Source organism: Haloarcula sp. 1CSR25-25, from assembly GCF_032027985.1.
Taxonomy (GTDB): domain Archaea; phylum Halobacteriota; class Halobacteria; order Halobacteriales; family Haloarculaceae; genus Haloarcula.
Genome location: NZ_JAHYBW010000007.1, coordinates 207882 through 233949, shown reverse-complemented (window position 1 = coordinate 233949; position 26068 = coordinate 207882). Strand labels below are relative to the sequence as shown.

Here is a 26068-nt window from a genome sequence, read left to right as displayed (position 1 = left end):
CCGACGAGAAACTCCTGCTGTTCACCGAGTATCGGGACACGCTGGACTACCTCCTCGACCTCGTGAAAGACGAACCCTGGGCCGACGAGATCCTCGTCATCCACGGTGACGTCGACAAGGAGGAACGCGCCCGCATCGAGGAGGAGTTCAACCACGGCCAGTCCAGGCTGCTGTTTGCGACCGACGCAGCGAGCGAGGGGATTGACCTTCAGCACAGTTGCCACATCATGGTGAACTACGAACTGCCGTGGAACCCGAACCGCCTGGAGCAGCGCATCGGCCGGCTCCACCGCTACGGCCAGGACAAGGAGGTCAAGGTCTGGAACTTCACGTTCGAGGACACTCGCGAGGGCGAGATCTTCGACATGCTCCAGAACAAGGTCGAGAACATCCGCGGCAAACTCGGCAACACGGCGGACGTGTTGGGGATGCTCGACGAAATCAACGTCGACTCGCTCATCATGGAGTCCATCCAGAACGAGGAACCGGCGAGTGCTACCAAGGAGGAACTCGAGGAGCTCATCGACGAGCGTCAACGCACGCTCCAGGAGTGGTACGAACGCAGCCTCATCGATACGAGTACGTTCGATCAGGAGAGCCGAGAGAAGATTCAGGAGGTGATGGACGAGTCCGAGGACGTCTACGGGACGGAGGCCGACATCCACGAGTTCGTCGAACGCGGCGTCGAGGCGCTCGGTGGCGACGTCGAGAAGGTCGGGAGCAATCTCTACAGGGCACAGCTGCCACGCTCCCTACGGCAAGGGACGGACGAGGAGTACGGGCCATTCACCTTCAGCCGAGACTTCGCTATGGACCACGATGGTATCGATTACGTCTCACCCGATGATGATCTGGTCCAGCGGCTTATGCAGCAAATCCTGGATAGTGAGCACGGCGATGTTGGGCTAAAGCTCCTCCCGTTCGTCGACGAGCCGGGGATTGCATACAACTACCGCGTGACGTTCGAGGACGGGACGGGCGAGGTCATCCGGGAAGATATGATCCCTGTGTATGTCGATGCTCGGCATCAAGATCCCCGGCAGCGGATGGGTCAGCGTATTGTTCAGGGTGACAGTATCAAAGGGTCGCCCGACGCTGACCGTGTGCGATCGCTGATACAGAGTCAGGATCAGCTGCGAGAAGCCGCTGACCGGTATATCAGCCAGCAGGTGACTTCTTTAAGAGAGAAACTACACGAGCGCCGCCGAGAGGAGACCCAGCAAGAACTGGATGACCTCGAGGAGTATGCGGAGGCTGAACGACAGCGGATCGAGGAGTTCATCGAGAACTATGAGCGGAAAGCAGAGGCCGGGTCGAATATGGACATCGCGATCCGTGGTCAACAAGAACGGCTCAACAAACTTGAGCAGCGTATCGAAGACCGTCGCCAAGAATTGCAGCGGAAGGCTCGGGTCATCTCACTTGCGCCAGAGGTGGAGAACGTTTGCTTTGCTCTCCCGGTCTAATCAAATACCAATTCAAATGTTTTGATCGCGTGGGTATGATGTGTGTTTGAAAAGCCAACTATCGTGACGTAGGAGTGATTATTTCTCCAGCATTTTTGACCTGATTACAAACGACGACCCCGTCGACACCACCATCGCTGTCGGGCTTAAGGCGAGCGACAATTTTGGAGGATGGAATTGATGCGTGCCTTCTGTTACGATTCATCTGTTCTGAATCGAAACAGCGTCAGATCTTTCTCGGTTGTTTTGCCCTGGGTATGCTTTCGAAATATCCCGGATGTCGCGCTCGCAGTCCGGTAAAACGTATGCCCCGAGGTGAGTATCAGTTCTGTCTGTTCGGACGGTCGACGTCTTCGGCGGTCTTGATTTCGTCTGTTTTCTCGACTTCGGCGAACAGCTCTCGGTATGCGCCGGGCTCGAAGAGGTTGTTCCGGTCGAACAGCTCGCGGGCGGCGTCGGTGAGCTGAAAGAACCGGTACGGCTGACCCCGTTCGAGCCCTTCACGATCTCGTTCGATGGCCTCGATCAGTCCCACTTCCTCCAGCCGGATGAGGTGGTCGGTGAGCGTCGACGCTGCGATACTCGGGTTGTAGTATTCGAGTTCCTTCTTCGAGGGCGCGCCTTTCGGATGACCGACGATCGTCCCGATGATATTCGCGCGCGTCGTGTCGTCGATAGAGGGCATACTGACCGGATGGATCAATCCCGAATACATGATCAGTGGTATCCGATATACGGATCTGTTGTGCGAGCGAATGGGTGTGGATGATATGGATTTCTGGTATGCCTCGGGTCTCGTAGTCTCACTCAGCGTCTGCCGGCGTGTCGAAGTCGTGGAAGTGCTCGCCTTTCTCCTTGGTGAGGATATTCAGGGCGGCCGCAGCTCCGTCTCCAGCTGAAATCACCGCCTGCCATTCTTCAGCCCTTACCATCGCTCCCGTTGCATAGGCGTCCGTAACACTGGTTTCCATCGTTACCTCGACGTCGACCACGTCTTCATCAGTAAACGCACAGCCGAGCTCCTCTGCGAGATCACGCTTCGCGCCCGTCGCGAGGACGACATAGTCGGCTTGATATTCGTCGTCATCCGTCGTGATCGTGAATCCATCGCCGCTTTCGTCCTGCTCGACAGCCGTGACCTGTTCTCCCTGGTGTCGGTCCACATCGAATGCATCGACTTGGTCGCGTGAGCAGTCCATGAATTCGTCACCGTCGATCGATTCGATGCCGAGATAATTGAACAAGTGGGCCTTGTGCATCCACGTCTGGTCCGTATCGAACGCCACGGTGTCGAGCCCGTTCTTCGCCGTGAATAGCGCCGCGCTGAGTCCGGCCGGGCCGCCGCCGATCACTGCAACCTGTGACATACGTCCGAGCTACTCTCCCCTTGCACATAATGGTGGGCCTCATTGAAGATGCAGTTTCTCCTCGTTCATCCGACCGGCGATGTAGCTAGTAATGTCGCCGCTTTATTTGTCTGGTGAACTCGAAACTTCTAAGAAACGGTGAAACGGATATGGAGTAGATACGGGCGATGGGGTCCGCCTGACGCAACCGCCGGAAACGCCGCCGGAACCGCGCGCGGTTCCGGCGAGCCCACGAGACCAGCGGTCTCGTGAACGCCGGCTGATGACTCCTTTTCCATCAGCATCCATGACCGACGACGACCCCTTTCCGGCGACAGCGGACGCATCCACACGAAGAACTCGGATTCTGAGCACGATCGAGTTGCTCGTGCTCATCGGCATCGGCGGATTCGCTGGCTCGAACCTTCGATACGTCTCAGAAATGGTGTTCTCCGGACTTCAGGCAACGCTGGTAGTGAATGTTCTCGGGAGTTTCGTGTTGGGATTCATCCTGTACGAGGCAATCTATGCCGGCGTCCTCGCCGAGCAGACCCAGGTCGTCGTCGGAACGGGCTTTCTCTCGTCGTTTACGACCTACAGTACCTTTGCCGTTCAAACAGTCCAGACGGGGTCACTGAACTGGATGCTGCTGAACGTGTTCGCGACCTATGGACTCGGATTTCTCGGCGTCCTCCTGGGCCGGGAACTTGCCCGAGCCGTCGATGGGGGTGACACGTAATGGTGCAACTCGACCCGGCGCACCTCGTCGGTACCGGCGGTGCAATCGGTGCGCTCTGTCGCCATCTCGTGAGCGAGTACGTCGACGCCGACGCGTTTCCGCTTGGGACGTTCACCGTGAACGTCGTCGGGAGTTTCGTCCTCGGCATCGTCACGTTTCTCGACGTCACCAATACTGTGGTCCTGTTCGTCGGAGTGGGTGCGTGTGGCTCGTTCACGACGTTTTCCTCGTTCTCGTTCGAGACGGTCCGGCTCTGGGAGACGGGCGAACGGTCGTGGGCGATCACGAACGCGGTCGGGAATCTTCTCGGTGCATTGGTCGCGCTTGGCCTAGCGTGGCTGCTTGTCCACGTGATTGCCGCCTACCCGAGATGGTAATGAAATATGATGGATTCTGAAATTCTGCCTCGATTGTGGTCAAAAGATACCGAGGATGAACCCGATGCCCATCACGATGAGGATCGCTGCCGTGAATGCGGGCAGGTGTTCAGCGTACTCTTCGAGCCTATCTTCGTAGCGCTCGTAGCCAGCCACGAGGAGGAGCGTCACCCCGACGAGCGAAACGATGACGGCGACCGAGTAGAGAAGCATGAGCTCTAGACAATAGGATGACCCCGTACAGATGGCGATGATGTCGAACTCCTCGTTGTGAGTAAAGCCGAGGGCGAACGCGAGGGCCACCATTCCGTAGAGACCCTGATCCGCCGCTTCATCTGCGTTCTCGTGTGCGTGAGAGTGGTTGGAACCGCCGACGAACGGGAGTGCGCGTCGAATGCGGGTGAACCAGCCTGCGTGTTCCTCGTGGTCGTGCGCGTGATCATAATTGTGCGAATGATCGTGTTCGTGGTCGTGATGATTCTCATCGTGGTTCGGGGCAGTGTGTTCGTGGCCATTAAAGTACTGCCAGATTCCGAGGAGGATAAGGAGTCCACCCGCGACGTAGTTCATCCAGCCGATCTGGGTGAGATCGAAGTACGAGATCGCCCAGAAGTAGACGATTACCATTGCGATGCTACTGATGAGATGTCCGATTCCGAGAATGAGGCTCGATGCGGCGGCATAGAACCATTTGTTCTGTTTGTCGAGCGCGTAACTCGCTGCTATCGCCCATCCGTGGCCTGGGGCGAGCCCGTGAGTGAGACCGAGGGCACTGGCCCCGAGTGCAAGCCCGAGAATTCCGTTTGCCATCTACTCGATAGGGGTACTGGATGACTCATAGGGGTTGTTATGACCCGATTCGGGAGTTCGTAATAATGACACTCTTGAGGAGCGCCGTCTATGGCTTAGATATGAGAACGAGTTTGAACATTCCGCAAGAGGTTCTCGAATCGTTCGATACGACGTGGCAAGACGAAGGATTAGAATCACGCTCCCGTGCCGTCCGCGAGGCGATTCACGAATACATCGAGCGCCACACAGAGCTCGAAGGATTAGAAGGCCCCGCAGTCGCAGCACTGGCATTCGATTACGAGCACACACTCGTCATCGGCGAACTCCATACCGTCCAGCATGAATTCGAGGACGTCATCGGCACCACACAACATATGCACCACGGGGAGTGGTGTCTTGAGACGGTTTTCTGTCAGGGACCCGCAGCTCGAATCCGGGAGTTAGTGTACCGACTCCGAGATTTCGACGCCGTCGGCCGCGTGAACGTCATGTTCCTCCAACCGGAACTCTCCACGGAATAGAGCGACTGAGTCGTCTGCTCCAATCAGCACTCCTATGGATACGTGTCTCTCATATGCGTACGTTGCGATGGACTGTCTCCGACGACCGCGTAAGGCGAAGACAATGTTGTCTTCTGCTGTATGGGCAACCGGGATGTCTATCTCGTCCTTGGTGATGAGGAGACGGAGAGTCAATAGATGCGTATGACACACGAGGCGATGCATCACCGGCGCTACAGAGATTCGGCGCGATGGAGACTCTACTGGATCGGGGACCGGGTTATAAAGAACAAGGAGAATACCCGCGCCTTTAGGCGCGGGATAAATCCGACATTCTGACCGACAATCCACCGACGACATTCCAGCCGGATATTCCACACCCGGTCGGTGGTTTTAATAAGAAATCTCTCATAACGTGTTATGAGGACAGTTCGATGTTGGAAACAACCCGCACCTACGTCGCCCGTATCACGAACCACCAGCAGGTTCGTGACGATCTCGACCAATGCGGGTTCTCAGCATCCAAACTGTGGAACGTCGGACGCTACTACATCCAACAACGGTGGGACGACGACGGTGAGATACCCGACGAAGCCGAACTGAAGTCGGAGTTGAAAGACCACGAACGCTACAGTGACCTGCATTCTCAGTCAAGTCAGCGAGTTCTCGAAGAACTTGCTGAGGCGTTCACCGGCTGGTACAACTCCGACAACGGCAACAACCCACCGGGATACCGGAAACGTGGCGACGACCACCCACGCTCTACCGTGACGTGGAAGAAACGGGCCATCAAGCACGACGACAAACACGGCCAACTTCGCCTCTCGGAAGGCTTCAATCTGAAAGAGAGTCGGTCTGACTTCATCCTCGTGGAGTACGAAACTCGCCCCGACGTGGAAGTTGAGAACATCCAGCAAGTGCGTGGCGTCTGGAACGGCGACGAGTGGGAACTCCACCTCGTCTGTAAGAAAGAGATTCCCGTCGAAGACGCACCCGGTGACAAGACAGCGGGTATCGACCTCGGAATCAGCAACTATCTCGCCATCGACTACGAAGACGGCGCGAGTGAGTTGTATCCGGGGAACGTGCTGAAAGAGGACAAGCACTACTTCACTCTCGAGGAGTACCAGACCGAAGGCGAGAACGGGCCGTCGAAGCGTGCGTTGAAGGCTCGGCAGAAACTCTCCCGACGCAAAGACCACTTCCTCCATACCCTCTCGAAGCACATCGTTGAGCGGTGTGTCGAAGAAGGTGTGGCGAAAATCGCGGTTGGCGATCTCAGTGACATCCGCGAGGATGAGAACGGTGACTCGCGGAATTGGGGTGCGTCGGGGAACAAGAAGTTGCACGGCTGGGAGTTCGACCGCTTCACGAATCTACTTGAATACAAGGCCGATGAACACGGAATCCTTGTTGACCGTGTAGATGAGGAGAACACGAGTAAGACGTGTTCGTGTTGCGGGCAGATTCGGGATAGCAACCGTGTGGAGCGTGGTCTGTACGTCTGTTCGTCGTGTGAGACGACGATGAACGCAGACGTGAATGGTGCGGTGAATATCCGACGAAAGATAACTCAGAGTCCCCCAACCGGGGATATGAGTAACGGCTGGTTGGCACAGCCCGGAGTCTTCCTGTTCGACCGCGAGAGCGGGTCGTTCAACACGAGAGAACAGGGAGTCTGCAAACCCTAATATCCCAACGCTCGGGATTCCTCCGGCTTTAGCCGGAGGAGGATGTCAAGTGTTTTAGTTCAGGGAGAGAGCCTGCAGTTTGCCGTATCGAGGGTCGTTCATGCGGGAGAGGTGGTTGATTCATCCGCGTCTTTCCACTCTCCGAGCCCTGCCGGATCCAGGTGGACGTGGACATCAGCGACTGGCTCGATTTCACGGACGCGCCGGCGGAGTTCTGATTCAACGTCATGTGCTTCGACCACCGATAGTTCTTGATCGACTTCGGCGTGAAACTCGACTTCGATCATGTGCCCAGAGTAGTACGCGACAAAATCGTGAATACCACGAACAGCAGAGTGTTCCCGGATGCGCTCCTTGATCTCTTCCTGTTCTGATTCCGGAGGAGCGCTATCGGCGAGATACTGAATATTCTCTCGCGAGATATCTACGCCTTGGTGGATAACGAGTAGACTCACGATGCCGCCTGCAATCGGGTCAAAAACTGGGTAACCAACTGCCATACCGAGGACACCCACCAGAGCCGCACCAGTCGTATAGAGATCGTTAAGACTGTCCGCAGCAAGCGCGCGGAGGCTCGGGAGCTGGAGTTCCTGATTCTTGTATTGGGTATACCAGTAACAGACGTACATATCACCGAGTGCAAACAGGAGCCCGATAATAAGCCAAATACTGTACTCAGCGGTCACTCCAGTTAGAATTGAGTGACCCGCATCGTACAGCAGTTTGAGTCCGAGGAGAACGAGCATGCCACCGACGAAGAGCGCGGAGAGGGGTTCGAATCGGTTGTGTCCGTGGGGGTGTGACTGGTCTGCATCCTCATAGACGGACCGGCCCCAGATCAAGACGACACCGCTTGCAAGGAGGTCTGCAACGGAGTGCGCTGCGTCGGCAGTAAGGGCGAGACTTCCTGTGAGGATCCCGAGTGCCCCCTCGACACCAATTTTGAGAGCATTTAACAGAACATTTGCCCAAGAGACTTTGAGAAAGGCTACACGTGAATCCGCCATAATATAGCGATACTGCTACATCCACATAAGAGGCCTCATTAGGCGCGAATAATCGAGTTTTTGATTCAATCTAAACTTTTCACGGTGCGTTGAGAGTCAACGGGTAACCAAGAGACTCATTATATAACTGTACCTACCTATGCAATAGATAGTTGACCCAACGTTATCCTAACCCGAGCCCACTAGGACCTCGAGCGACTGCACCGCTCTCTCCGAACAGCATTAATATCGATGCATCTGTACCCCCAGTAATGGCCGTTCGACTGATGTCGGTATCCACGTTCCGCGGTCGAGGCTGTACCTCTTCTCACCGGTGGTGATCAGCTATGTCTCCATCTTATTCATCACCTGCCACGTGCGCGCTCTGTGGTGGCGCTGTCCCCAATGACCGAGTCGCGGATGAAGACGGCGGCGTCTACTGTTCTACCGGGTGTCGGGACGTCCAGCGCGTCCTCGGTGACGAGGAGCATTCCAGTCGCCCGGAGACGACACACGAACCCACGGGCGCGCCCGGCGCTGACGATGACGCTGGTGAATCCGAAACAGACACCCACGGAGAGCGGGCCGAGTCACGGGTATTTCTCCAAGTAGAGGGGATGCACTGTGCGACGTGTGAAACCTATCTGGAGTCGATTGCCGAAGACTGTACGGGAGTCACTGACGCTACAGCGAGCTACGTAACCGAGACGATTCGCCTCGAGTACGATCCCACGAGCATCTCGGCGGACGCTCTCTGTGACGCGCTTAGTCCGCTGGGCTATACGGCAACGCGTCGTGACGGTGGCAGTGATGGTCCGATGACTGTCGTCGGCCAGTCGCGGCGGCAAGACGAGACGGGTGGCCGAGACATCGACGAGGTGCTCGGGTTTCGCTACGCTGCGGGCGTTATTTTCGGGACGTTCATGCTCCTGCCGTACGCGGTGCTCCTCTATCCAGCGCAGCTCTCGTCGTTCTTCGGCGATGGGACGCTGGACATGTACGCGAGTGCGTCTGGGCTCGGCGGTGGAGATGGCCTGTTGATCCTGCCGCTCTTTCTCGTCCTGACGGGTGTGGTCCTGGTGTTCACCGGCCTTCCGCTCTTACAGGGTGCGTATGTCAGTCTGAAGATGCAACAGCCGAACACGGACCTGCTCGTCGCACTCCTCGTCGTGAGTGCCTACGTATACAGCACGATCGCGTTTCTCCTCGGTCGGATCGACGTCTTCTACGACCTGACGATCGTGGTTGCCGCGAGTGTGGTCGCTGCGATCTTCTACGAATCACTGAGCAAACAGCGGGCGATGGACCGCCTGACGGACCTCACCATCTCGCGGGTTACTGACGCCCGACGATATGACGCCGATGGGACCACGACGACGGTCGACGTGAATGACCTCGAACCAGGAGAGAGCGTGCTCGTCCGTGAGGGCGAACGTATCCCGGTCGATGGAGTCCTTGCCGAGGGCGAGTGTACGGTCGACGAGGCGGTCGTGACGGGCGAATCGCTCCCGGTGCTGAAGCGAGCGGGCGACGACCTCGTCGGCGGCGCGGTCGTCACGAACGGCGCCGCTGTCCTCACGGTGAGTGACAGTGCATCCAGCAGTATCGACCGCCTCATCACGTCGGTCTGGAATCTCCAGAGTGGGGATCACGGCGTCCAGCGACAGGCCGACCGGTTGGCGTCGTTCGTCATTCCAGTCGTCGTGGGTGGGGCTGTTCTCGCCGGCGGCTGGTCACTCGTAGTGGGGGCTGGCGTCCCGCTCGCCGTCCTGACGGCGTTGTCAGTGCTCTTGGTCGGGTGTCCATGGGCACTCGGACTCGCAACGCCGCTTTCCGTCGCAACGAGTATCGAGGAAGCAGTGACCCGCGGCATCGTCGTGTTCGACGAAACCGTCTTCGAGCGCCTTCGGAACGTCGACGTCGTCGTCTTCGACAAGACAGGCACCATCACGACCGGTCGGATGGAGGTTCTTGAGGCGGATGCACCGGCAGATCTGTTGGCCGCCGTCGCAGACCTGGAGCAGCGAGCATCGCATCCGGCGGCGGACGCGGTCGTGACCGCATTCGCTCAAGAGGGGCAAGCTGGCGAGGGTCCCAGAGCCGATGGTGGGGTCGCGAATGAAGACGACCGCGAGCGAGCACGTAACATCTCCGAGTTCACGAGCCACGCGACCGGCGTCGAAGGGGTTGTTGACGACACGCGAGTTCTCGCGGGCAATCTCGATCTCTTTGCGGATCTAGAGTGGTCGGTGAGCGATGCCCTCGAAACTCGGGCGACAGCGGCCCGTGACGTCGGGCAGCTTCCGATTATCGTCGGTCGTGATGGTCGTGCGGAGGGTGTCATCGTCGTGGGCGACGAGCCACGAGCGGGCTGGGACGGCACACTCACGCAGTTGAGTGCCCGTGATATGGAGACCGTCGTCCTGACTGGCGATGACGAGGCCGCCACTGACTTCCTCGCTACTCATCCCGTAGTCGACCACGTGTTTGCAGGGGTTCCGCCGGCGGGCAAGACTGCGACGATTCGGCGGCTACAGTCCCGTGGACAGGTCGCGATGGTCGGTGATGGAACGAACGATGCTCCGGCCCTTGCGACGGCCGATCTGGGTATCTCGCTCGGCGGCGGGACCGCGCTCGCGTCCGATGCCGCGGATATTTCTATCGTCGATGACGACCTTGCGGCGGTCGAGACGACGTTCGACCTCGCAGATGCAGCACGTCGGCGTGTCAAACAGAACAACGGGCTAGCGCTGCTCTATAATGGGATCACGATCCCTCTTGCGGCGACGGGGTTGCTGAATCCAGTGTTCGCGATGGGAGCGGTCGTGGTGACTGGCGGTCTTCTCGCGGCGAATTCGTTTCGAGCCCTGCTTAACGAGTAGCGGCTCTAACCCCGCGAAGCGGCAGATACCTGCTGTGGCCGGATGAAGACGGCCTTCGTGGTTTATTCGAGAAATTCGAAGGCACGGAGGCCCGTGTGCCCGACCGCAAAGCCCGCGACGATGATGCCTCCAGAGACGACTTGGCAGAACGGCGTCAACGGGAGGAAGCCGGTTCCGAGGGTTCCGACAACGATCAGTACGGCTACTAGTCCCAAAAACACGTACTGTCGACTCTTCCCTTCCCATCTTGAGACGTTCGTTCAAACCGCGTTCTCACGGCAGATCCGGCATTTCAGTCGGCCGGGATAATGGCAGCCGATCGATCGGGCTGTCGGGCTGCTTGGACCGAGTAGAGCAGACTGCCAGTAAACAGAAGCAGGCTCCCGACGATGAATACCGCACTGAGCGGCGAGGCCGAATCGACGAATACCCAGTAGAGCGGGGCAGCAATCGATGGCCCGGCAGCGAGCACCGCGATCTTCGCGACGAGTGGCCCGCAGCACCCACAGGTACACGTCCCGACGATTGCAGCACTCCCGGCGGTCCCTTCGGTCATACCGGCTCGTTCCTCGACGCGCCAGTGACGGGCGATGAGAGCGGCGTTCAACCCGATGAGAGCGCTCAGCATCCCGACGACGATGACCTGGCCAGGTGACAGGGCCAGGAAGAACGGGATGTGTACGAACGGGAGATGCGGAATCGCGATTTCGAGGGTGGGCCACGATACCAGCTGATAGATTGCGGGCAGAACGACGACCGTCACCTCCTCGGGGAAGCCTTCTTCGGGGAAAAACGAGAGGTAGCCCGTCACGGTAACAAAAAAGAGCGCTAATACGACACTGACGCCGATGCCGAAGCGACGTGCAACTGGATCACGCATGACTGCGCGAATGACACCCCCTGCGTCCTTCCAGATGACATAGCCGATCAGAATTGGCGTGCCGAGGACGATAGCGTACCCAAGTGGATGTGTATCCCTTGCCAATTCTGGGAGAAGGTAGGGGTACGAGATCCACAATCCCATGAGGATGCCGAGGAACGTGTACCGTGGGCGGGATGGCCAGCGCAGCCACCCAATGACGAAGCTCGCGACCATGATGCCCAAGCCACTCAGCAGGGCCAGTGGCTGATACCACGCTCGGGGGAACGGCATCGAACTCGCAGTGTACGTCGGATCCGGGGAGAGCCCCTCGAAGAGAACGGCTCCAAGCGCAGTGATAGCTATCCCGACGAATACGCCGTACAGAGCGGTTGTCGGCGTGATACGATCTGTCCGTTTGAGAAGGATAAACCCGCCGAGGATGGCGGCACCGACCAGTGCCAAGATGAGTCCGTGTCCTTGCGAGAGTCCACCGCTTCCGGTTGTACCGTGGGCGGATGCGACGGGAATCTGAGTGAGCGTAACAATCGCTGCGAGAAGTATAGAGAGTGGCCGAACAGACCCTCCGATTTGAGGGGTCTGTCCACGGGAGGAACCCTCCCGTGGTTGAGGCTCTTCCGGTGACATTATTCGGTCTTGGACAGGGAGCCACTTCTACCTGACTGATTCGAGAGAGCCACTCGGAGAGATATGCGTCACCCCATAGACGACGGTGTGCCACTTCTGTGGAGCCCCATGAGAAACATACGCCACCGGATGCTATACCGTCGTCACGTTCTACCACTAGTCCGACCCACCTACTATGGATCCCCGGCACGTATCTCCGTTCGACAGGTATGGTCCAGCTGAGTCCGTGGCTGTGGGCGGTCATTCTGGTCGTCGGGGTCTTCGCTGCTCACTGGGGTGCCGAACAACTTTCGCATCCAATTAAGAAGCTCCGCCGACAGTTGGGATTGACCGCGGTCGCAGGTGGTGCCCTCGTCGGGATCGCTGCCGCCGGCTCCGAAATCGGCATCAACGTCACGAGTGCCTATCGCGGTGTCTCCGACATCGGGCTGGGAATGATGCTCGGGTCGAACATCGTCTCCATTCCACTCATCGTGACAATCGCCTACGTCGCCTCGCGGAAGCGAGACCTCGGCGGCGGAACGGAGGGGCAAGATACGCGTCGCGACGGTGGGCAGGGGAGCACGTCGTCTGGCGGCCAAACAGCGACGCACGGTCGCCACCGCCAGGAGAATCTCCTTCGGATTCAGAAGGAGGCCGTTACCGTCCTGATACTGCCGTATCTCGGCATCCTTGGTCTGGTCGCCGTCCTCACGCTGCCGGAATCCGGGCGGGGACTCCAGCCCATCGATGGGTGGATTATGGGGGCAGCCTACCTCGCATATCTGGGCCAGGCGTTCTTCAGGGGTCGCTCCGAGTCGGAGGACGTGCAGTGGGCCAAGAAAGAACTCGGCCTTGCCGGTGCCGGGCTGGTCGTCCTTGCGTCGGGAGCGTACGGTATCGTTCTCTCGACGGAGAACATCGTGGCTGCCCTCGGGATTTCGAGGCTCGTGGGCGGGTTATTCGTGACGGCGATCGTAACAGCGATCCCCGAGATGTTCGCGACGTGGAGCGTCGTCAGAAGCGGTCAGGTCACCGCCGGAACGACGAGCGTTATCGGTGACAACGCTGTCACGATGACCGTAGCGTTCGTGCCGCTCGCACTCGTCACGGTTCCGATCGAGGATTTTCAACTCTATTGGGTGAATCTGCTATTCGTGGCGCTGATGCCGGCCGTGTACGCGGGACTGACCCACTGGGGAGCGGCTGAACACGGGTTCACGCGATTGCAAGTCCTGCTGTTCGACGGTCTCTACGTTGTGTATGTTGGTGTAATGGCCTTCAGTGTACTCAACATACTCTGAATGGGTACCTTTCATGTATGGGGAGTATCGAAGACAAGTAGAGCGGGAAAACGCATCTCTGAAATAGAATTTCGTAAATGTCTGAAGAAAGTGAAGGTCGAAACTACCCCAAATAGATAGAGATGAACGTAAACAGGGCGAATCCTCCCACGAGTGCGACGGCAGCCAGCCGGGCCTCACCTTCCTTGTGTGCTTCGGGAATGATCTCCTCGACGGCAACCGTGAGCAGGATTCCGGCTGTAAAGGCGAGCAGCCCGAACTTGACGATCGCAGGTTGACCACGGACGAGCCAGTATCCGACCGTGACACCGAGAAAGATTGGAAGTGCGAACGAGAGGGACAACAGGAGTCGTGTTCGGCGCGGAACGCCCTTCGATTTGAAGGTGGCAATCGTGGCGAAGCCCTCGGGAATGTCGGCAGGAACCTGACCGAGTGCGAGGAGGAGTCCAAGACCTAGCGAAATCGTCGACCCGGCTCCGATCATCACGCCGTCGCTAAAGAGATCGACGGCGACGCCGGCGAAAATACCCAAGCACCTGACTCTGTACGTCCCCCGCCGGTTCGAGCGGCGATGAAGTCTGTGAGACTGTCGAGACCGATCGAGAAGAATCCTCCCGCGAGGAAAACGACGAGCACGAACCACGGCGGGTCAGCTTCGAGCGTCGTCGGAAGCAACTCGATACCGACGACAGCGAGGATAATGCCCGCCGCAACGTGGAGTGCTAAGCTGAGTGTATCGCCGGAGATCTCGAACCGTTCGGCGACGAGCCCACCGGAGATGTTCCCAATGGCCGGCATCGAACTCAATAGGAGTGCTGTCAGATAGCTGGTGGCCACGCTATCGACCCATCTCTACTTCGGTTTAGACTTGGAAAGGCCTTACTCCTGCTGTTGAGGAGATGCAAGTAGTATCCAGTCCCGTAGAGCGAAAAATTGCCCTCACTCCGTGAGGGGCATCTCCCAGACAATGAATCGGCTGATCATTTGTATTAGATAGGCAAAACCTTAGATATATTCCTTCAAACTATATGTTCTTTCACTACTCTTGTCTCGGAAAACAGTCTACCCAGAATTGGGTAAATCATTGATCTCGTCCACTAGAGCTTGACGGGATCTACGAATCTACGACCAATCTGACTATTCCGTTCTTAACTCACGGGACGTACAACCTGCCTAGGCTGGCGACAAATGGCTCATAGCTTGGATTTTTCTCAGCCTTCCTTCAGTTCTGCCGTGTCATCCAACTCCATTGCTTCCAACTTCTCGATAATCTCATCAATAACATCTACATGGGCGTTGACGAATTTATGTGTTTTATCGGTCGTCACTGCGCCCTCCTGAGACGGTTCGATGATTGACTCCTCCTCGAGTACACGAAGGGAATATCGAACTTTGTGATGAGGATATCCAGTATGCTGAGATAACTTCACAATCCCAATCGGTTCGTGTTGGATGACAAGCTGGAGAATCTGAAAATGACGGGTGAGCATATCGATCTCTTTTTCCACTCGGTCAATCACACAAACCACCTGGTATCTCACTTAGAGCCTGGAAATACGAAGATGAATCCATCACTACATCTTTGACAAACATATTTATTACCGCTTCATTATCAGGTCGACTGTGGCATTCTTTTATTTGTTCATGAGTATCACTGACCATGGGCCACTCAGTATCGGTATTCAGTTCTTCACGATGAACGTGTTTGGGGAATTCCTACATTCTGGGAATCCACTATAGAGTTTAACACGTGATTTGATCTGATGCCACTAGACTATACCTTGGGACGGTCCACAAATGATTTGGAGTCATCGTGGAATTTTGAGCAATGGACGATCTCCTGTTATTGCCCCGCTTGACGTACCGACAGGACCGTTTACTCACGGTTTCTAGGAGAAAATCTCAAAATGATCATCGATAGAAAAGCCTCCCACGTCGTTCTTCATTTTGCACCGGATAGTCGGTAACAAGCGAATAGAGTCCGGCCACTATGAAGAGTATGAACACGAGGTGAGCAAATAGGATGGCTGTTGACCAATGGCTACCTTTCGGCCAATAAACTATAAAGAGTAGTCTGCTGACAATAGTTGTGCCAGTTCCGATAGCAACGAGCCCTAAGAAGCGGCGGTGAATTACGACGAAATCATTCGAGTAGAGTAGAAAGGCGATTCCTGCAATCACTCCAACCCCGAGGATGCCTTTATAAAGTTCTATAAGCCCTAGAATCATCGTCACTCATCACCCACAGGATTCTTCATCCGCGGATGGAGCTGAATGAGACGGAACACCCCAACAGCGAGACCTGTAACAGTAAGCGATTCAAGAACGTCTACGACGAGCGGATGGGTCGGCAATAGAAACACAAGACCGTGTGCAACCGTAAAAACAATTGTGACGACAATAAGGGGGTGTAGCATCCGGCGGTAACTCGTATGTCGAAGTCGGATATACGCCATTAGAGATAATCCTACTGCCACTACTCCTACGATCCCGGAGACTACCAAGGCGATCGTGGTTAACTGGGTTGGACTCATAAGTAGAGGGTTGATCTGTCGGTACATATCTGTGGTGGAGATAGGCGGCCGAAATTCCTCATTCTGTTCCACTCGCTATAATCTGCTACGAGCTGATGGTATCCGACGATAGTCGGGTATACGTGTTGTTGAGGCCCTGGGCGTCCTCTTCAAGCAATGCAACGACGAGATAGGATGCGAACTCAGCGATGTACTCGATGAGTCGAGCGATACGATCAGCGTCGATAGCTTCTAAGGAGTCCAGCAGCATCACGGGGACCGTTTCATACACTTCGTGGACGAGATAGCCCGCGAGTGCGACCACCAGCCCGATTACTTCGCGTTCGCTTTCACTTAAATGGTCGACCGTATCTTCGTACATCGTCCCGTTCTCAGTCGACCGCACCACGTGGAGCTCGAATACTCCCTCAGGTTCATCATTCGGTACTTTCCGCTCGATCCAAACCCGCTCGATGTTTTGATACTCCAACAAGGACAGCACCTCGGCCATATGTTCATTAAACGACTCGACCGCGTCACGTTCGAGGTCCTCTATGCGCGTCCGTAGCGATTCGAGTTCCTCCTGGAGCTGCGCTTTCTGCGCTTCGAGCTGTTCTCGCTCATCTGCCAGTGACTCCATGCCCCGGATTTCGTCTTCGACGTCGTTTAGTTCCTGTTCGATCTGTCCCCGTTCGTATTCAAGCTCGGAGAGCCGCTCATACTGCTCTACCAACTCATTCTCGCGGAACTCCTCGGTCTCTTTGACCTCCTCCTCTAGATCACGAATCGTCTCTCGGAGATCAGTAGCTTTCTTCTCGAGGTCGTTGATTCGCTGTTCTCGACGCTGTCTCTGCCGTTCGATCTCGTCAAGTCGCTCTTCGCATTCACGTCGTCGGCGTTCAGTTGACTGGAGCCGGTTGAGTTGCTCACGAAGCTCAGCGATTTCATCCTGTACTTCCTGTCGCTCGGTCCGCTTCTCCTCAATGACGGTTCGGAGTTCCTCCAGCTGGCTATCGATAGCTCGACGTTCTACGTGATTCCCGCAGGTCCAGCATTTGATCGTGGCCGACATCGGGTCGAGTTCGTCGGTGACGGTCTGTTCGTCGAGATTCTTATCGACAAGCTCATCGGATGAGTTGAGAAGCTCATCGTTGAACTCGACGATTGCAGAAAGGTCGTTGATTGAATCCTGAAGCTCGCGCTCACGGTCCTGGAGTTGATTGAGTTCTCGCTCAAGGTCCTCCCAGTCCGTGTCCTGGTCTTTCAAGTCGTCGAGTTCGTCAGAGACCTCCTCGCGTTCGTCGTGGAGGGCCTCCAGGGTCGATTGCTGTGTTTCGATCTCGTCACGCGTCTGTCGGAGTGTCTGGCGACGCGACTCCAGCTCGCTCAGGAGATCCTCGGCGGCGCCCGCTTCGTCGGCGTCGATGTCGTGGTCGGCTACTCGCTCGCGAAGAGAGTTCAGTTCCTCTGTGGTGGCTTCAAGTTCATTTTCGAGAGTCGTCCGTCGTGTTTCCAACTCAGGTAAGTGGTTGCGTTTGCGTTCGATTTCTTCGAGTCGGGCAGTGATTTGCGCACGCTCACGTTCAAACTCTCGAATGCGTTCCTGAATGGACACGGTATCGACTGGACGCATAAGGACATCACGGAGATCGTCTCCCCGCTCAACAGCTCGTCGTGCTGGATTATCCTCGAGAAGACATGCGAACAGATCGACGAGCTCTGAATCATCGGTATATGGCTCACCCTCAGTGATAACCGAGCCGTCCGATCCTCGCTGGTAGTGGCGCGTGTAGGTTTCACCGTCGAACTCCAGTCGGACGTGCCCTTCGTCGGTATCGCTTTTCAGCGTGGCAGCTGAACCGCCAAGCGCACCGGCAATTGCAGTCAATAGCGAGGTGCGATTCGTTGCGTTCTGCCCGGTACATACCGTAACACCTGGGTTAAATTCGATTTCACACGTGTCGATTCCACCGATATTTTGGACGACCATCGTTGCAGGCTTCGGGTTCGTGTGTTGCGGCATAGGTTCTGAGTAAGTCAATTATCCAGGGTTGGTTACTTAGTCGCAACGGGGTACTAGTCGTGAATCGAGATCAGAATACGAATACCTGCCTCAGTTGGTAGCTTCGATTATGTGTGTCAGCTACTGTTTGCGTTGGTGTCATTCGTTGATCCGTCGCGATCACAACCTCCCTGCTTGAGAAATTCTCTGAGATGGAACGTTTTCCCGGTCTTTTCGCACGTGACCCTAATCGACTGGGTGACGTCGACGTTACTGGCATCGATAAGTCCCGCATTATGAAGCCTGTTGAGTGTGTTTTCGATCACCGAAAGATTGCGTGACTGCGCCCACGCGACAGTATCCTCGGCGTCGTCAAGCGTGATCTGAGCCCGTCGTTTTGTGTCCACATCCAAGCAATTCTGCAGGTGGCGTTTTACGGTCTGATGAGATACGAAGTCATCTTCAACGTTACTTACGGGAGGACCAGCCTGATCGAGCTGTGAACGAATCTCTGCCCGACGTCCGGACCCGATGTCGTCTCCCTGGAGGATTTGATAGATACTTTCAGTATCTCCGATAAGAGCCACTTCCGATTTGAGCAAGGACCGTTCGAGAACCCGTTTATTGATGAATTTCTCAAGGTCACGAAGGCTGGCACCACCGCGATGCCGGCGGCGAAGCTCCTCGTTTAAATCAGGGAGATCGTGTTTCTCGATGATCCGCTCAACCTTGCACATAGCCGCGTAACGGATTTGACGAGCGGAAGGTGGATATTTTCATCGGTTTTCGTAACTTGCCCGAGGTGATTCTAACGTTCGCCTCCACCCATAGACGCACAACCCGCCGGTTGAGGTGTCGTGGCAGAATTAGGAGTCAGGCGAGAGCAAGCTGATCTTCATTGGAATCGTCGACGTACTTGAGTTGTGCTCGGAGCGGCCTATGATTCTCGGACAGTCAGGCGATTCTGTCTCTTATCTACGGGCGTACAATGCCAAGCAGTTCGGCGGCGCGTATCTCTCGATAACGGGATGCTCAGAGAGCGTCACTCCTCACCCAAAAACACGAGAAGGTGAATATGTTTGAGAAACCAAGACGGCAGTATTGCCCCGATTGCAACGCCGAGCAGTATATTATCCGAGGCAATCCACACCACCTGAGCGAGACCGATTCCAAGCACTAGCACACTATTGTATGCGATTCCATTGACCGCTACGTCGACTGTTGTCGCAGGGCGAGGCCAGTCAACGAGGCCGTAGTTGATGTTCGACATTCGACCCGAGGCCACTGCAGCAAGGAATCCGAGCAGACCACACGAGAGCCAACCGAGCAGTCTCAGTGGGAATGAGAACAATACAACCCCCAGTACGAGGATGACAGTGGTTGGGCTAGTGATAGTAGCGAGTTCCGTGACGGTACTTCGTTCTAATCTGGATTTCCAGCGAGTAAGCGGATTACTGGCCTTGCTCATGTCTGGTGATGTGAGGAGGGGGGCATTGTTCAGATTAGCTGATTCCGCACGAAGGTGTGGGTTTGAAGCCAAGATTCCCCAGCGGATGCGGAGACGTGGCGAAAATAATTTCTAACTGGTTGGTTCGCCGTTTTAGTTCTTTGAAGACACGTTCAACCGGATTGCGGTCGCCGTGTGTTTCGTGCTCGAAGCGGAGGCCGTGGCGGTCGAGTGCGGCGTGAAGCCACGGCGCTCCGTCGACGAGAAACACGGCGTCGTCGAGAGTGTGTTTCGCACGCAGTTCCGCGAGAAACTGTTCGGTCAACGCCATTCTTCGGGCTGGAAACAGTCGCACGTGGAGGAATTTGTTGGTATCGGAATTGACGGCGGCGTACAGCCAGAAGCGCTGATCGTTGAGTTGGATCACGGATTCGTCGATCGCGACGTGATCCAGCTTCTTCCCATCGATTGGCTGTAAATTGGCTTTCTGCACCCAGTTGTGGATGGTCGAGCGCACCAGTTCGATATCGGAATCCTCTAAAATAGATACAGTATCCGAAATTGACGATTTAGCGGAGTGAAGCTGGATACTGAGCTTCATCAGCGGCTTCGGTGTCACTTCTCGCTCCACAAATCCCAAGTCGATCCAGTTAGTATCTCCGTCGACGCGGTCGATTTCTGGCATAGAGTACTATCAAATCGAACCGCCTCGGCCTTCATCCTTATCTGAACACTGCCGAGGAGGGGAGACTGACAAGGGATAGCCGCAGATAGTACGACCACCGGACTACCCGTCTGGAGTTTCGCCAGAGACGTGCCCCATGTTGTGAATGACGACTGGGATTCGGAGACACCGGCATCGTATTCGTGGTTTGTCTGATCAGAGGCGATTGTAGGTAGAAACGTAGATGCTCCGTCGAGGATTTGAACCTCGGTCCTCGGCGTGAGATGCCGAGATGATTGGCCGAGCTACACCAACGGAGCACTTGGAAGCTCATCCGTGGAATTGATAATACTGTCGACTGTAACTCCAGAAGCTGTTCGCCGCTATGGGTGCCAAGCTCATCTATGCACGCATTGAGAATCGTAATACCTTATCCAACGTTAACTGAATAGCAATACAAACAACATAAGTGCAAGGACTAATACAATAGTGGCAATTGATTGGCCAATACCTGCTCTAAAAGTACCTGGTGTTACATCTTTGTCCAGAGGCTTAGCAGTGTCTGATTGTTTCACAAAGGCTGTGATACGTCTGACTCCTAACTCGGGATTAGTAAGGAGCCATCGAGTCCCTGTGGTGAGACGCACCATAAATTGATCGATGCGAGCAAATGAGTTGGTGACTCCATGTACTATTGCTTTGGTCCCAAAGAAAACGGCGGGATTGTAAATATCGTCGAAATCTGGAATGCGGCCAATTCGCTTGAGTGGCCGACGTAAGATAGCAAATCCAAGAATACCTGCTATCGCAAGCTCAAGACCCTCACTGATATGACCCAAGGTGAATGTTTCATAATGAATCTCTGACCCAAAGGGGATGATACTGAACAATCCACTGGGGTACACTCCGAAGATCACACACAGGCCTGCTACAATCGCCATCGCAACTTTCTGTCCTCGGGTTGCGTCGTAGATCTCCCCGTCGTAGTCGCCGTGGAAAAACACATAATAGCCCAGTTTGATAAACGATAGGAACGTTCCTACGCCGCCCAGTATCAATAACCACCAGAGAGTCTCCATCTCCTCGTACTCGGCGGCTGATAGAACCATCCCTTTGCTGACGAACCCGTTAAAGCCTGGGAATCCTGCGATTGAAAGTGCCGCGATAGAAAAGGCTACCGTCGTTACTGGTAACTTTCTCGCGAGCCCGCCGACGCGTTTCAGACTTTCTTCGCCAGTTCGATAAATTACGACGCCGACGGTCATAAACAAGAGGCTCTTGTAGAGGATGTGATTGAAGACGTGACCGAATGCACCAGCGGTGGCGAGTGTTGTTCCAATTCCAACCCCTGCTATCATGTACCCGACCTGTGATTGAATATGATAGGAGAGAAGCCGTCGCATATCACTCTGCATCAGAGCCATAAATGCCCCGAAGACGGCCATTCCGCCACCCATATAGGCAACTGCGAGCTGTCCGTCCGGAAAAATTCGATACATCACATAGACTCCCGTTTTCGTCGTATAAACACAGAGAAAAACGCTCGCAGCGATGTGGGGCTTAGGATATGTGTCAGGGAGCCACGTGTGGAGGCCAATAAATCCGACCATAGTGCCGACACCCACGACAGCCAGCACTTGAGGGACAGTACCGACGATGCCATCAGCCGCAGTAAACAAAAACGAATTAACAGTTGCGTATTGCCAAGCGATCGCTGCCAATAACAGGCTCCCACCAATTCCATGCCAGAGTGCATACCGGAAGCCCGCTCGAACCGCCCGGCCGCCGTAATACCAGACAAGTAGCGTACTTCCGACCGACATTAACTCCACAAAGAAAACAAGCGTCAACCAATCACCTGCGAACACGGCCCCAATGCTAGTTCCAACGTAACTGAGGGCAAATGCTGTCTGAACGGTATCGGCATCACTCGCATATGAATAGATAATGCCGATTGAGCCAATGAATGCGAAGATACCGCCCATCAATCGAGTGAATGAGTCGACGTACAGGAAAATGGTCGAAAAGCCGAATAAACTTCCAGATATAAGTGCACCCTCTGGGAGGAGCCATACGTACGGTACAACGACAGCAGTCGCGACCAGACCGAGAGCATGACTAGTCCGACGGGAGAATAATGGCGAAAGAATCGCAACAAGCAATACAGGCACGAACGGTGGTATTAGTGATAATATCATTAGATAGAACAGTCTCGATTAGCTGGTAGCGACTCGTTTACTCCACTGGAGGCGATGGTGTGCATCTTCGCGGAACAGGAATTGGCCAAGCTCAACATTGTCTTATTTTTCACTTGTATATAACGTGGCGTTCAATCAATTCATTTACGTTGTAAAAAAGAACCCCGACCGAAACAAGCGTCGTGACGAGATAGGCGATTAGACTGAGCGGCCCACCAACTGCTGTCCCAAGGATTCCACCTGTGAGGCCGACGATTGTGAGTTCAATCCATGTTACGATGATCCGAGACAATAGTTGCGGTTCGGGAGAGGAACGCGTTGCAGTCATCGCACTTGGTCTCGGTTGAACGCAGTCCAAGTATTGTAGCCCCTGGACACTATGTTGTTCCTCCATACACTGGTCGTTCGTTGGATCTGAAATCGTTTCATTGGTATGTTTCCTCCATATCGATTGGTCCGCTGAACGCGGAATAGAGCACGACAAAGTACACGAGCACGATTGGGAGCAGCACGCTCGCCATTATCGACATAAGATTGAGCGGAAGCGTGGAGATGATCGCCTCTCGGATAGTGAGTCCTGCGGTCCGATCGACGAAGGGGAACAGAAGGGTTGCGACGAGCCCTACGAGTCCGAAGACGAGTGCGGCTGTCGCCACGAACGCGGCGTAATACCGACGTCTACGGAGCGCGACGACGTAGATTCCCGTCAGGGTAGCAGTGAGCATCACAAGTGCGACGATGAGGGGTGACCGGAACGAGGAGCGCAGCCCTGGTTCGGTCACATATATCGCCCCCAGAGTGATGACCGCTCCACCAAGATAACCCACGGCGGCTCGGACACCGTACTTCCGCATCTCATCTCGCAGCCTGCCGCGGGTTTTCAGTCCGAGGAACGCCGCCCCGTCGACGATCGTGAGAGCAAGGACTGTGACACCGCCTAAGACCCCTACGGGGGTGATGAGGCCAGTCGCCCCGATCAGCCAGTTCATCACGAACAGCCCCAGCAGAAACGGCGTCACGGTACTCCCGATGACGAACGAGTGGCCCCAGAGGGTCCGCCAACGGTCATCTTCGCGCTCTTCGTACATTTCAGGGGCGAGCCCCCGGAGACCGAGTGCGGCTAGAATCGCGAACATCAACAGATAGTACCGGCTGAAGAGATTCGCGTAAACGGACGGAAACGCCGCGAACAACGCCCCACCGAAGACGACGAGCCAGACCTCGTTCCCGTCCCAGAACGGCCCGACAGCCGCTAACAGCTGTTCTTTCTCGTGGTCGTCGTCACGGGTCGCAAACAGGACGCCCACGCCGAAGTCGAAGCCGTCGAGAAAGAGAAACATCCCGAAGATGAAAAACAGCAGCGCGAACCAGAGCTCGGCGAGCGGCAGTCCGAACAGTGGCTTCGTGGCCAGCGATCCGACGCTAGTCACCGGACGTCACCTCTGACTCTGGGACGCGGGCACCATCACTCTGCGTGAGTTCGTCCTTCGATGGCGGCCCTGCCCGGATAATACGACCGACGACGTAGGTGTAGAGGCCCAGTAACAGGATGTACCCGGTAACGAATCCGAGGAGTGTGAACGTAGCTTTTGCGCCTGTGAGGTTTGGAGAGACGCTGGCACTCGTCTTCATCACTCCCTGAATGACCCACGGTTGTCGCCCGACCTCGGTGACGATCCAGCCGACCTCCACGGCGACGAATCCCAGGAGAGACGACGCCATCAACGCCTTATGCAACAGGTCATCCTCGAAGAGTTCCCCACGCCACCATCGATAGGCACCCCAAACGGCCAGCAGAATGAACCAGAAGCCGAGCGCCACCATAATCCGGAACGCCCAGAAGACGATCGCGACAGGTGGGGCTTTCGTCGAGAAGGATTCGAGGCCGCGTATCGTAGCCTGTGGGTTTCCACCGCTCGCGAGCCAGGATGCGCCACCCGGGATGCCGATGCCAAAGAGATCTTTTGTACGGGGGTTCAGCAGGTCATTAACGTCCGTGGGGAACGCGACGATATACTCGGGGACGTAGGAGTCAGTTTCCCAAACGGCTTCCATCGCGGCGAATTTCTGTGGTTGGGTTTCGGAGACGTGGCGGGCATACTCATCACCCTGAATCACTTGCAGTGGCGCCGTGATGAGCAGGACGACGAGCGTGATTTTGAGCGTCTTCTCCCAAACATCGATGTGTTCAATCGGGTAGCCCCAGACGTGATGGCGGAACACGTAGTAGGCGGCAACGCCGGCCATGAAGAGCGCGACCGACTCGACGGCCGCGTTCTGCATATGGATGAACATATAGGGGAACCTCGGATTGAGATAGGCTGCGAGCGGGTCGGTAAGCTTCACAATTCGCTGGCCGTTCTCCACGACGATTTCGAACCCACGCGGCGTCTGCATCCAGGAGTTCGCGATGAGGATCCAGACGGCCGAGAGCCACGTGCCGAGCCCGACAGCGATACTCGACAGGAAGTACAGCCGGTCAGACACCCGGTCTCGTCCGAAGACGAAGATCCCGAGGAACGTCGCTTCGAGCATGAACGCCATCATCCCTTCGAGGGCGAGTGGTCCCCCGAACAGCTCCCCAGCTGTTGTCGAGAACGTGGCGAAGTTCGTTCCGAATTCGAACTCGAGGACGAGTCCGGTCACCGTTCCAACGACGAAGCTGACCGCAAAGATGCGGGTCCAGAACCGACGGAGCTGTTCGTATACTGGTTGTTTGGTGCGGATCTCCTTCCATGTGAAATAGATGAGAAACGGGGCGAGACCCATACTCATCACTGGGAAGATGATGTGGACGATCGTAGTGAGTGCAAACTGGAGACGGCTCGCAAGAACGGGATCAACCACCGGTCTCACCTCGACAGATGTCGTTATTGGTCTGAACGATGATTCGCAGATCGGATAAAAAATGGACCCCTGTCGGATAGAATGCCATCACTCCGACTTTGCGACTTTGGTACGTCAAATGAAGGCGGTGTCCTATGTATTGGGAATCCGCCCTCGACCCTTATACCGGGGGGTTTGATAAGTGGGTATGGAGCGTCGACAAGTCCTCAAGTCAGCCGGAATTCTCGCAACAGGTGGCGTGACCAGTCTCGCGGGATGTAGTAGTTCAGGAAACGGAGATAGTGGTGGCGGTGAACCGAACACAACCGACACAGAGGAGACGACTGGCGGTTCGGGAGAGGAAACAACTGAGGGCTCAGGGGCCTCGAATACGGTTATGATGGTCACTGAAGGGAGCGAGTATTATTTCGATCCGATCGGTCTGTTCATTGAATCCGGGGAAACTGTGACATTCGAAATTCAGAGTGGGAGCCACTCGGCAACCGCATATAAAGAAGGAACGAGTTCAGCCTCGGTAAATCGGATTCCCGAGGGAGCAGAAACGTTCAATAGCGAAATTCTTAGCGAACAGGGCGCGACCTACGAACACACGTTTGAGACCACGGGCACGTACGATTACTTCTGTATTCCACACAAGACCCTGGGGATGGTTGGTCGGATCGTCGTCGGCGAACCCGGCGGTCCCGCCGAGGGGAGTATGCCGCCGGACGGAGACGTTCCCGAAAGCCAGACCATCGTCGATCAAGGTAGCGTCTCCTACAGCTCGTTCTCCGGGTAGACGAGTCGTCGCGGGCGCAGTCAACGTCACACGCCCCGTCCACGAAGCTT

At 55.8% G+C, this 26068-nt stretch carries 23 protein-coding genes, 1 tRNA gene, 1 pseudogene and 1 riboswitch; of the genes and pseudogenes, 8 read left to right on the top strand and 17 right to left on the bottom strand.

Annotation, left to right across the window (positions count from 1 at the left end):
- Positions 1–1466: helicase-related protein (locus KZ498_RS18975; protein WP_312620779.1), on the top strand; the 1466-nt coding region annotated here is incomplete at its 5' end.
- A gap of 322 nt (positions 1467–1788) precedes the next feature.
- Here KZ498_RS18975 and KZ498_RS18970 read toward each other — a convergent pair.
- Positions 1789–2151 carry an ArsR family transcriptional regulator gene (locus tag KZ498_RS18970; RefSeq protein WP_312620778.1) on the bottom strand — a complete coding sequence of 121 codons (363 nt, stop codon included), beginning with the start codon at positions 2149–2151 and terminating at the stop codon, positions 1789–1791.
- Positions 2152–2269: 118 nt separating this feature from the next.
- Complete coding sequence (locus KZ498_RS18965; RefSeq protein WP_312620777.1) at positions 2270–2833, bottom strand: FAD-dependent oxidoreductase; 564 nt, start codon at positions 2831–2833, stop codon at positions 2270–2272.
- Positions 2834–2987: 154 nt separating this feature from the next.
- Positions 2988–3112: riboswitch (Fluoride riboswitch) on the top strand.
- A 7-nt stretch (positions 3113–3119) separates the two neighbouring features.
- Between KZ498_RS18965 and KZ498_RS18960 the strand changes: the two genes are divergently transcribed.
- The gene (locus KZ498_RS18960; RefSeq protein ID WP_312620776.1) at positions 3120–3551 is read left to right on the top strand and encodes a CrcB family protein; all 432 of its coding nucleotides are present in this window, start codon (positions 3120–3122) and stop codon (positions 3549–3551) included.
- Positions 3551–3928 (top strand): fluoride efflux transporter CrcB, encoded by a 378-nt coding sequence (gene crcB / locus KZ498_RS18955; protein ID WP_312620775.1) that lies wholly within the window; start codon positions 3551–3553, stop codon positions 3926–3928. Before KZ498_RS18960 ends, crcB begins: the two co-directional genes overlap by 1 nt.
- Before the next feature lie 39 nt (positions 3929–3967).
- On the opposite strand, the gene KZ498_RS18950 is transcribed toward crcB, so the two are convergent.
- Positions 3968–4738: a hypothetical protein gene (locus tag KZ498_RS18950; protein WP_312620773.1), complete on the bottom strand. Its 771-nt coding sequence runs from the start codon at positions 4736–4738 to the stop codon at positions 3968–3970.
- Positions 4739–4839: 101 nt separating this feature from the next.
- Between KZ498_RS18950 and KZ498_RS18945 the strand changes: the two genes are divergently transcribed.
- Together KZ498_RS18945 and KZ498_RS18940 are read left to right on the top strand one after the other, a co-directional pair.
- A complete protein-coding gene (locus KZ498_RS18945) occupies positions 4840–5241 on the top strand; it encodes a CopG family ribbon-helix-helix protein (RefSeq protein ID WP_312620771.1) in 402 nt (133 codons plus the stop codon).
- Positions 5242–5654: 413 nt separating this feature from the next.
- Positions 5655–6911, top strand: a complete 1257-nt coding sequence (locus KZ498_RS18940; protein WP_312620770.1) for a transposase — start codon at positions 5655–5657, stop codon at positions 6909–6911.
- Between the two features lie 98 nt (positions 6912–7009).
- Here the strand turns inward: KZ498_RS18940 and KZ498_RS18935 are convergent, their stop codons facing one another.
- A complete protein-coding gene (locus tag KZ498_RS18935; protein ID WP_312620769.1) occupies positions 7010–7918 on the bottom strand; it encodes a cation diffusion facilitator family transporter in 909 nt (302 codons plus the stop codon).
- A gap of 326 nt (positions 7919–8244) precedes the next feature.
- On the opposite strand from KZ498_RS18935, the gene KZ498_RS18930 reads away from it, so the two are divergent.
- Positions 8245–10779 (top strand): cation-translocating P-type ATPase, encoded by a 2535-nt coding sequence (locus tag KZ498_RS18930; RefSeq protein ID WP_049984714.1) that lies wholly within the window; start codon positions 8245–8247, stop codon positions 10777–10779.
- 292 nt (positions 10780–11071) lie between these two features.
- On the opposite strand, the gene KZ498_RS18925 is transcribed toward KZ498_RS18930, so the two are convergent.
- A complete protein-coding gene (locus KZ498_RS18925; protein WP_197052312.1) occupies positions 11072–12103 on the bottom strand; it encodes a hypothetical protein in 1032 nt (343 codons plus the stop codon).
- A gap of 392 nt (positions 12104–12495) precedes the next feature.
- On the opposite strand from KZ498_RS18925, the gene KZ498_RS18920 reads away from it, so the two are divergent.
- Entirely contained in the window at positions 12496–13569 is a 1074-nt protein-coding gene (locus KZ498_RS18920; RefSeq protein WP_197052317.1) for a sodium:calcium antiporter, read from the top strand.
- A gap of 103 nt (positions 13570–13672) precedes the next feature.
- Here KZ498_RS18920 and KZ498_RS18915 read toward each other — a convergent pair whose 3' ends face one another.
- The 12 genes and pseudogenes from KZ498_RS18915 to KZ498_RS18860 form a co-directional block, all read right to left on the bottom strand.
- Positions 13673–14101 carry a ZIP family metal transporter gene (locus tag KZ498_RS18915; RefSeq protein WP_312620768.1) on the bottom strand — a complete coding sequence of 143 codons (429 nt, stop codon included), beginning with the start codon at positions 14099–14101 and terminating at the stop codon, positions 13673–13675.
- Positions 14053–14367 carry a hypothetical protein gene (locus KZ498_RS18910; protein WP_312620767.1) on the bottom strand — a complete coding sequence of 105 codons (315 nt, stop codon included), beginning with the start codon at positions 14365–14367 and terminating at the stop codon, positions 14053–14055. Before KZ498_RS18910 ends, KZ498_RS18915 begins: the two co-directional genes overlap by 49 nt.
- Before the next feature lie 413 nt (positions 14368–14780).
- The gene (locus KZ498_RS18905; RefSeq protein ID WP_049984748.1) at positions 14781–15089 is read right to left on the bottom strand and encodes a hypothetical protein; all 309 of its coding nucleotides are present in this window, start codon (positions 15087–15089) and stop codon (positions 14781–14783) included.
- Positions 15090–15800: 711 nt separating this feature from the next.
- On the bottom strand, positions 15801–16103 hold the full coding sequence (locus KZ498_RS18900; RefSeq protein ID WP_156105560.1) for a hypothetical protein: 303 nt from the start codon (positions 16101–16103) through the stop codon (positions 15801–15803).
- Between the two features lie 85 nt (positions 16104–16188).
- Positions 16189–18072 (bottom strand): archaea-specific SMC-related protein, encoded by a 1884-nt coding sequence (locus KZ498_RS18895; RefSeq protein ID WP_396276146.1) that lies wholly within the window; start codon positions 18070–18072, stop codon positions 16189–16191.
- Positions 18073–18221: 149 nt separating this feature from the next.
- The gene (gene rdfA / locus KZ498_RS18890; protein ID WP_049984710.1) at positions 18222–18821 is read right to left on the bottom strand and encodes a rod-determining factor RdfA; all 600 of its coding nucleotides are present in this window, start codon (positions 18819–18821) and stop codon (positions 18222–18224) included.
- A 305-nt stretch (positions 18822–19126) separates the two neighbouring features.
- Positions 19127–19354 (bottom strand): hypothetical protein, encoded by a 228-nt coding sequence (locus tag KZ498_RS18885; protein ID WP_197052311.1) that lies wholly within the window; start codon positions 19352–19354, stop codon positions 19127–19129.
- A gap of 227 nt (positions 19355–19581) precedes the next feature.
- Positions 19582–20216, bottom strand: a pseudogene (locus tag KZ498_RS18880) (IS6 family transposase).
- Positions 20217–20440: 224 nt separating this feature from the next.
- Positions 20441–20515 (bottom strand) — tRNA-Glu (locus KZ498_RS18875).
- 120 nt (positions 20516–20635) lie between these two features.
- Positions 20636–22393: a Na(+)/H(+) antiporter subunit D gene (locus tag KZ498_RS18870; RefSeq protein WP_049984709.1), complete on the bottom strand. Its 1758-nt coding sequence runs from the start codon at positions 22391–22393 to the stop codon at positions 20636–20638.
- Between the two features lie 425 nt (positions 22394–22818).
- Positions 22819–23823 carry a cytochrome d ubiquinol oxidase subunit II gene (cydB, locus tag KZ498_RS18865; protein WP_312620763.1) on the bottom strand — a complete coding sequence of 335 codons (1005 nt, stop codon included), beginning with the start codon at positions 23821–23823 and terminating at the stop codon, positions 22819–22821.
- Entirely contained in the window at positions 23816–25240 is a 1425-nt protein-coding gene (locus tag KZ498_RS18860) for a cytochrome ubiquinol oxidase subunit I (RefSeq protein ID WP_049984708.1), read from the bottom strand. Before KZ498_RS18860 ends, cydB begins: the two co-directional genes overlap by 8 nt.
- Before the next feature lie 187 nt (positions 25241–25427).
- Here KZ498_RS18860 and KZ498_RS18855 point away from each other — a divergent pair, with 187 nt between their 5' ends.
- Positions 25428–26018: a plastocyanin/azurin family copper-binding protein gene (locus KZ498_RS18855; protein ID WP_049984707.1), complete on the top strand. Its 591-nt coding sequence runs from the start codon at positions 25428–25430 to the stop codon at positions 26016–26018.
- Positions 26019–26068: the final 50 nt, after the last annotated feature.

Excerpts from the sequence above, each read along its gene's own strand:
- KZ498_RS18950 (WP_312620773.1), bottom strand. The coding sequence starts at position 4,738 with ATGGCAAACGGAATTCTCGGGCTTGCACTCGGGGCCAGTGCCCTCGGT.
- KZ498_RS18885 (WP_197052311.1), bottom strand. The coding sequence starts at position 19,354 with ATGTCGAACATCAACTACGGCCTCGTTGACTGGCCTCGCCCTGCGACA.
- KZ498_RS18965 (WP_312620777.1), bottom strand. The coding sequence starts at position 2,833 with ATGTCACAGGTTGCAGTGATCGGCGGCGGCCCGGCCGGACTCAGCGCG.
- rdfA (WP_049984710.1), bottom strand. The coding sequence starts at position 18,821 with ATGTGCAAGGTTGAGCGGATCATCGAGAAACACGATCTCCCTGATTTA.
- KZ498_RS18945 (WP_312620771.1), top strand. The coding sequence starts at position 4,840 with ATGAGAACGAGTTTGAACATTCCGCAAGAGGTTCTCGAATCGTTCGAT.
- KZ498_RS18935 (WP_312620769.1), bottom strand. The coding sequence starts at position 7,918 with ATGGCGGATTCACGTGTAGCCTTTCTCAAAGTCTCTTGGGCAAATGTT.
- KZ498_RS18920 (WP_197052317.1), top strand. The coding sequence starts at position 12,496 with ATGGTCCAGCTGAGTCCGTGGCTGTGGGCGGTCATTCTGGTCGTCGGG.
- KZ498_RS18895 (WP_396276146.1), bottom strand. The coding sequence starts at position 18,072 with ATGGTCGTCCAAAATATCGGTGGAATCGACACGTGTGAAATCGAATTT.
- KZ498_RS18960 (WP_312620776.1), top strand. The coding sequence starts at position 3,120 with ATGACCGACGACGACCCCTTTCCGGCGACAGCGGACGCATCCACACGA.
- KZ498_RS18940 (WP_312620770.1), top strand. The coding sequence starts at position 5,655 with ATGTTGGAAACAACCCGCACCTACGTCGCCCGTATCACGAACCACCAG.
- KZ498_RS18930 (WP_049984714.1), top strand. The coding sequence starts at position 8,245 with ATGTCTCCATCTTATTCATCACCTGCCACGTGCGCGCTCTGTGGTGGC.
- KZ498_RS18910 (WP_312620767.1), bottom strand. The coding sequence starts at position 14,367 with ATGCCGGCCATTGGGAACATCTCCGGTGGGCTCGTCGCCGAACGGTTC.
- KZ498_RS18970 (WP_312620778.1), bottom strand. The coding sequence starts at position 2,151 with ATGCCCTCTATCGACGACACGACGCGCGCGAATATCATCGGGACGATC.
- KZ498_RS18855 (WP_049984707.1), top strand. The coding sequence starts at position 25,428 with ATGGAGCGTCGACAAGTCCTCAAGTCAGCCGGAATTCTCGCAACAGGT.
- KZ498_RS18870 (WP_049984709.1), bottom strand. The coding sequence starts at position 22,393 with ATGATATTATCACTAATACCACCGTTCGTGCCTGTATTGCTTGTTGCG.
- crcB (WP_312620775.1), top strand. The coding sequence starts at position 3,551 with ATGGTGCAACTCGACCCGGCGCACCTCGTCGGTACCGGCGGTGCAATC.
- KZ498_RS18900 (WP_156105560.1), bottom strand. The coding sequence starts at position 16,103 with ATGAGTCCAACCCAGTTAACCACGATCGCCTTGGTAGTCTCCGGGATC.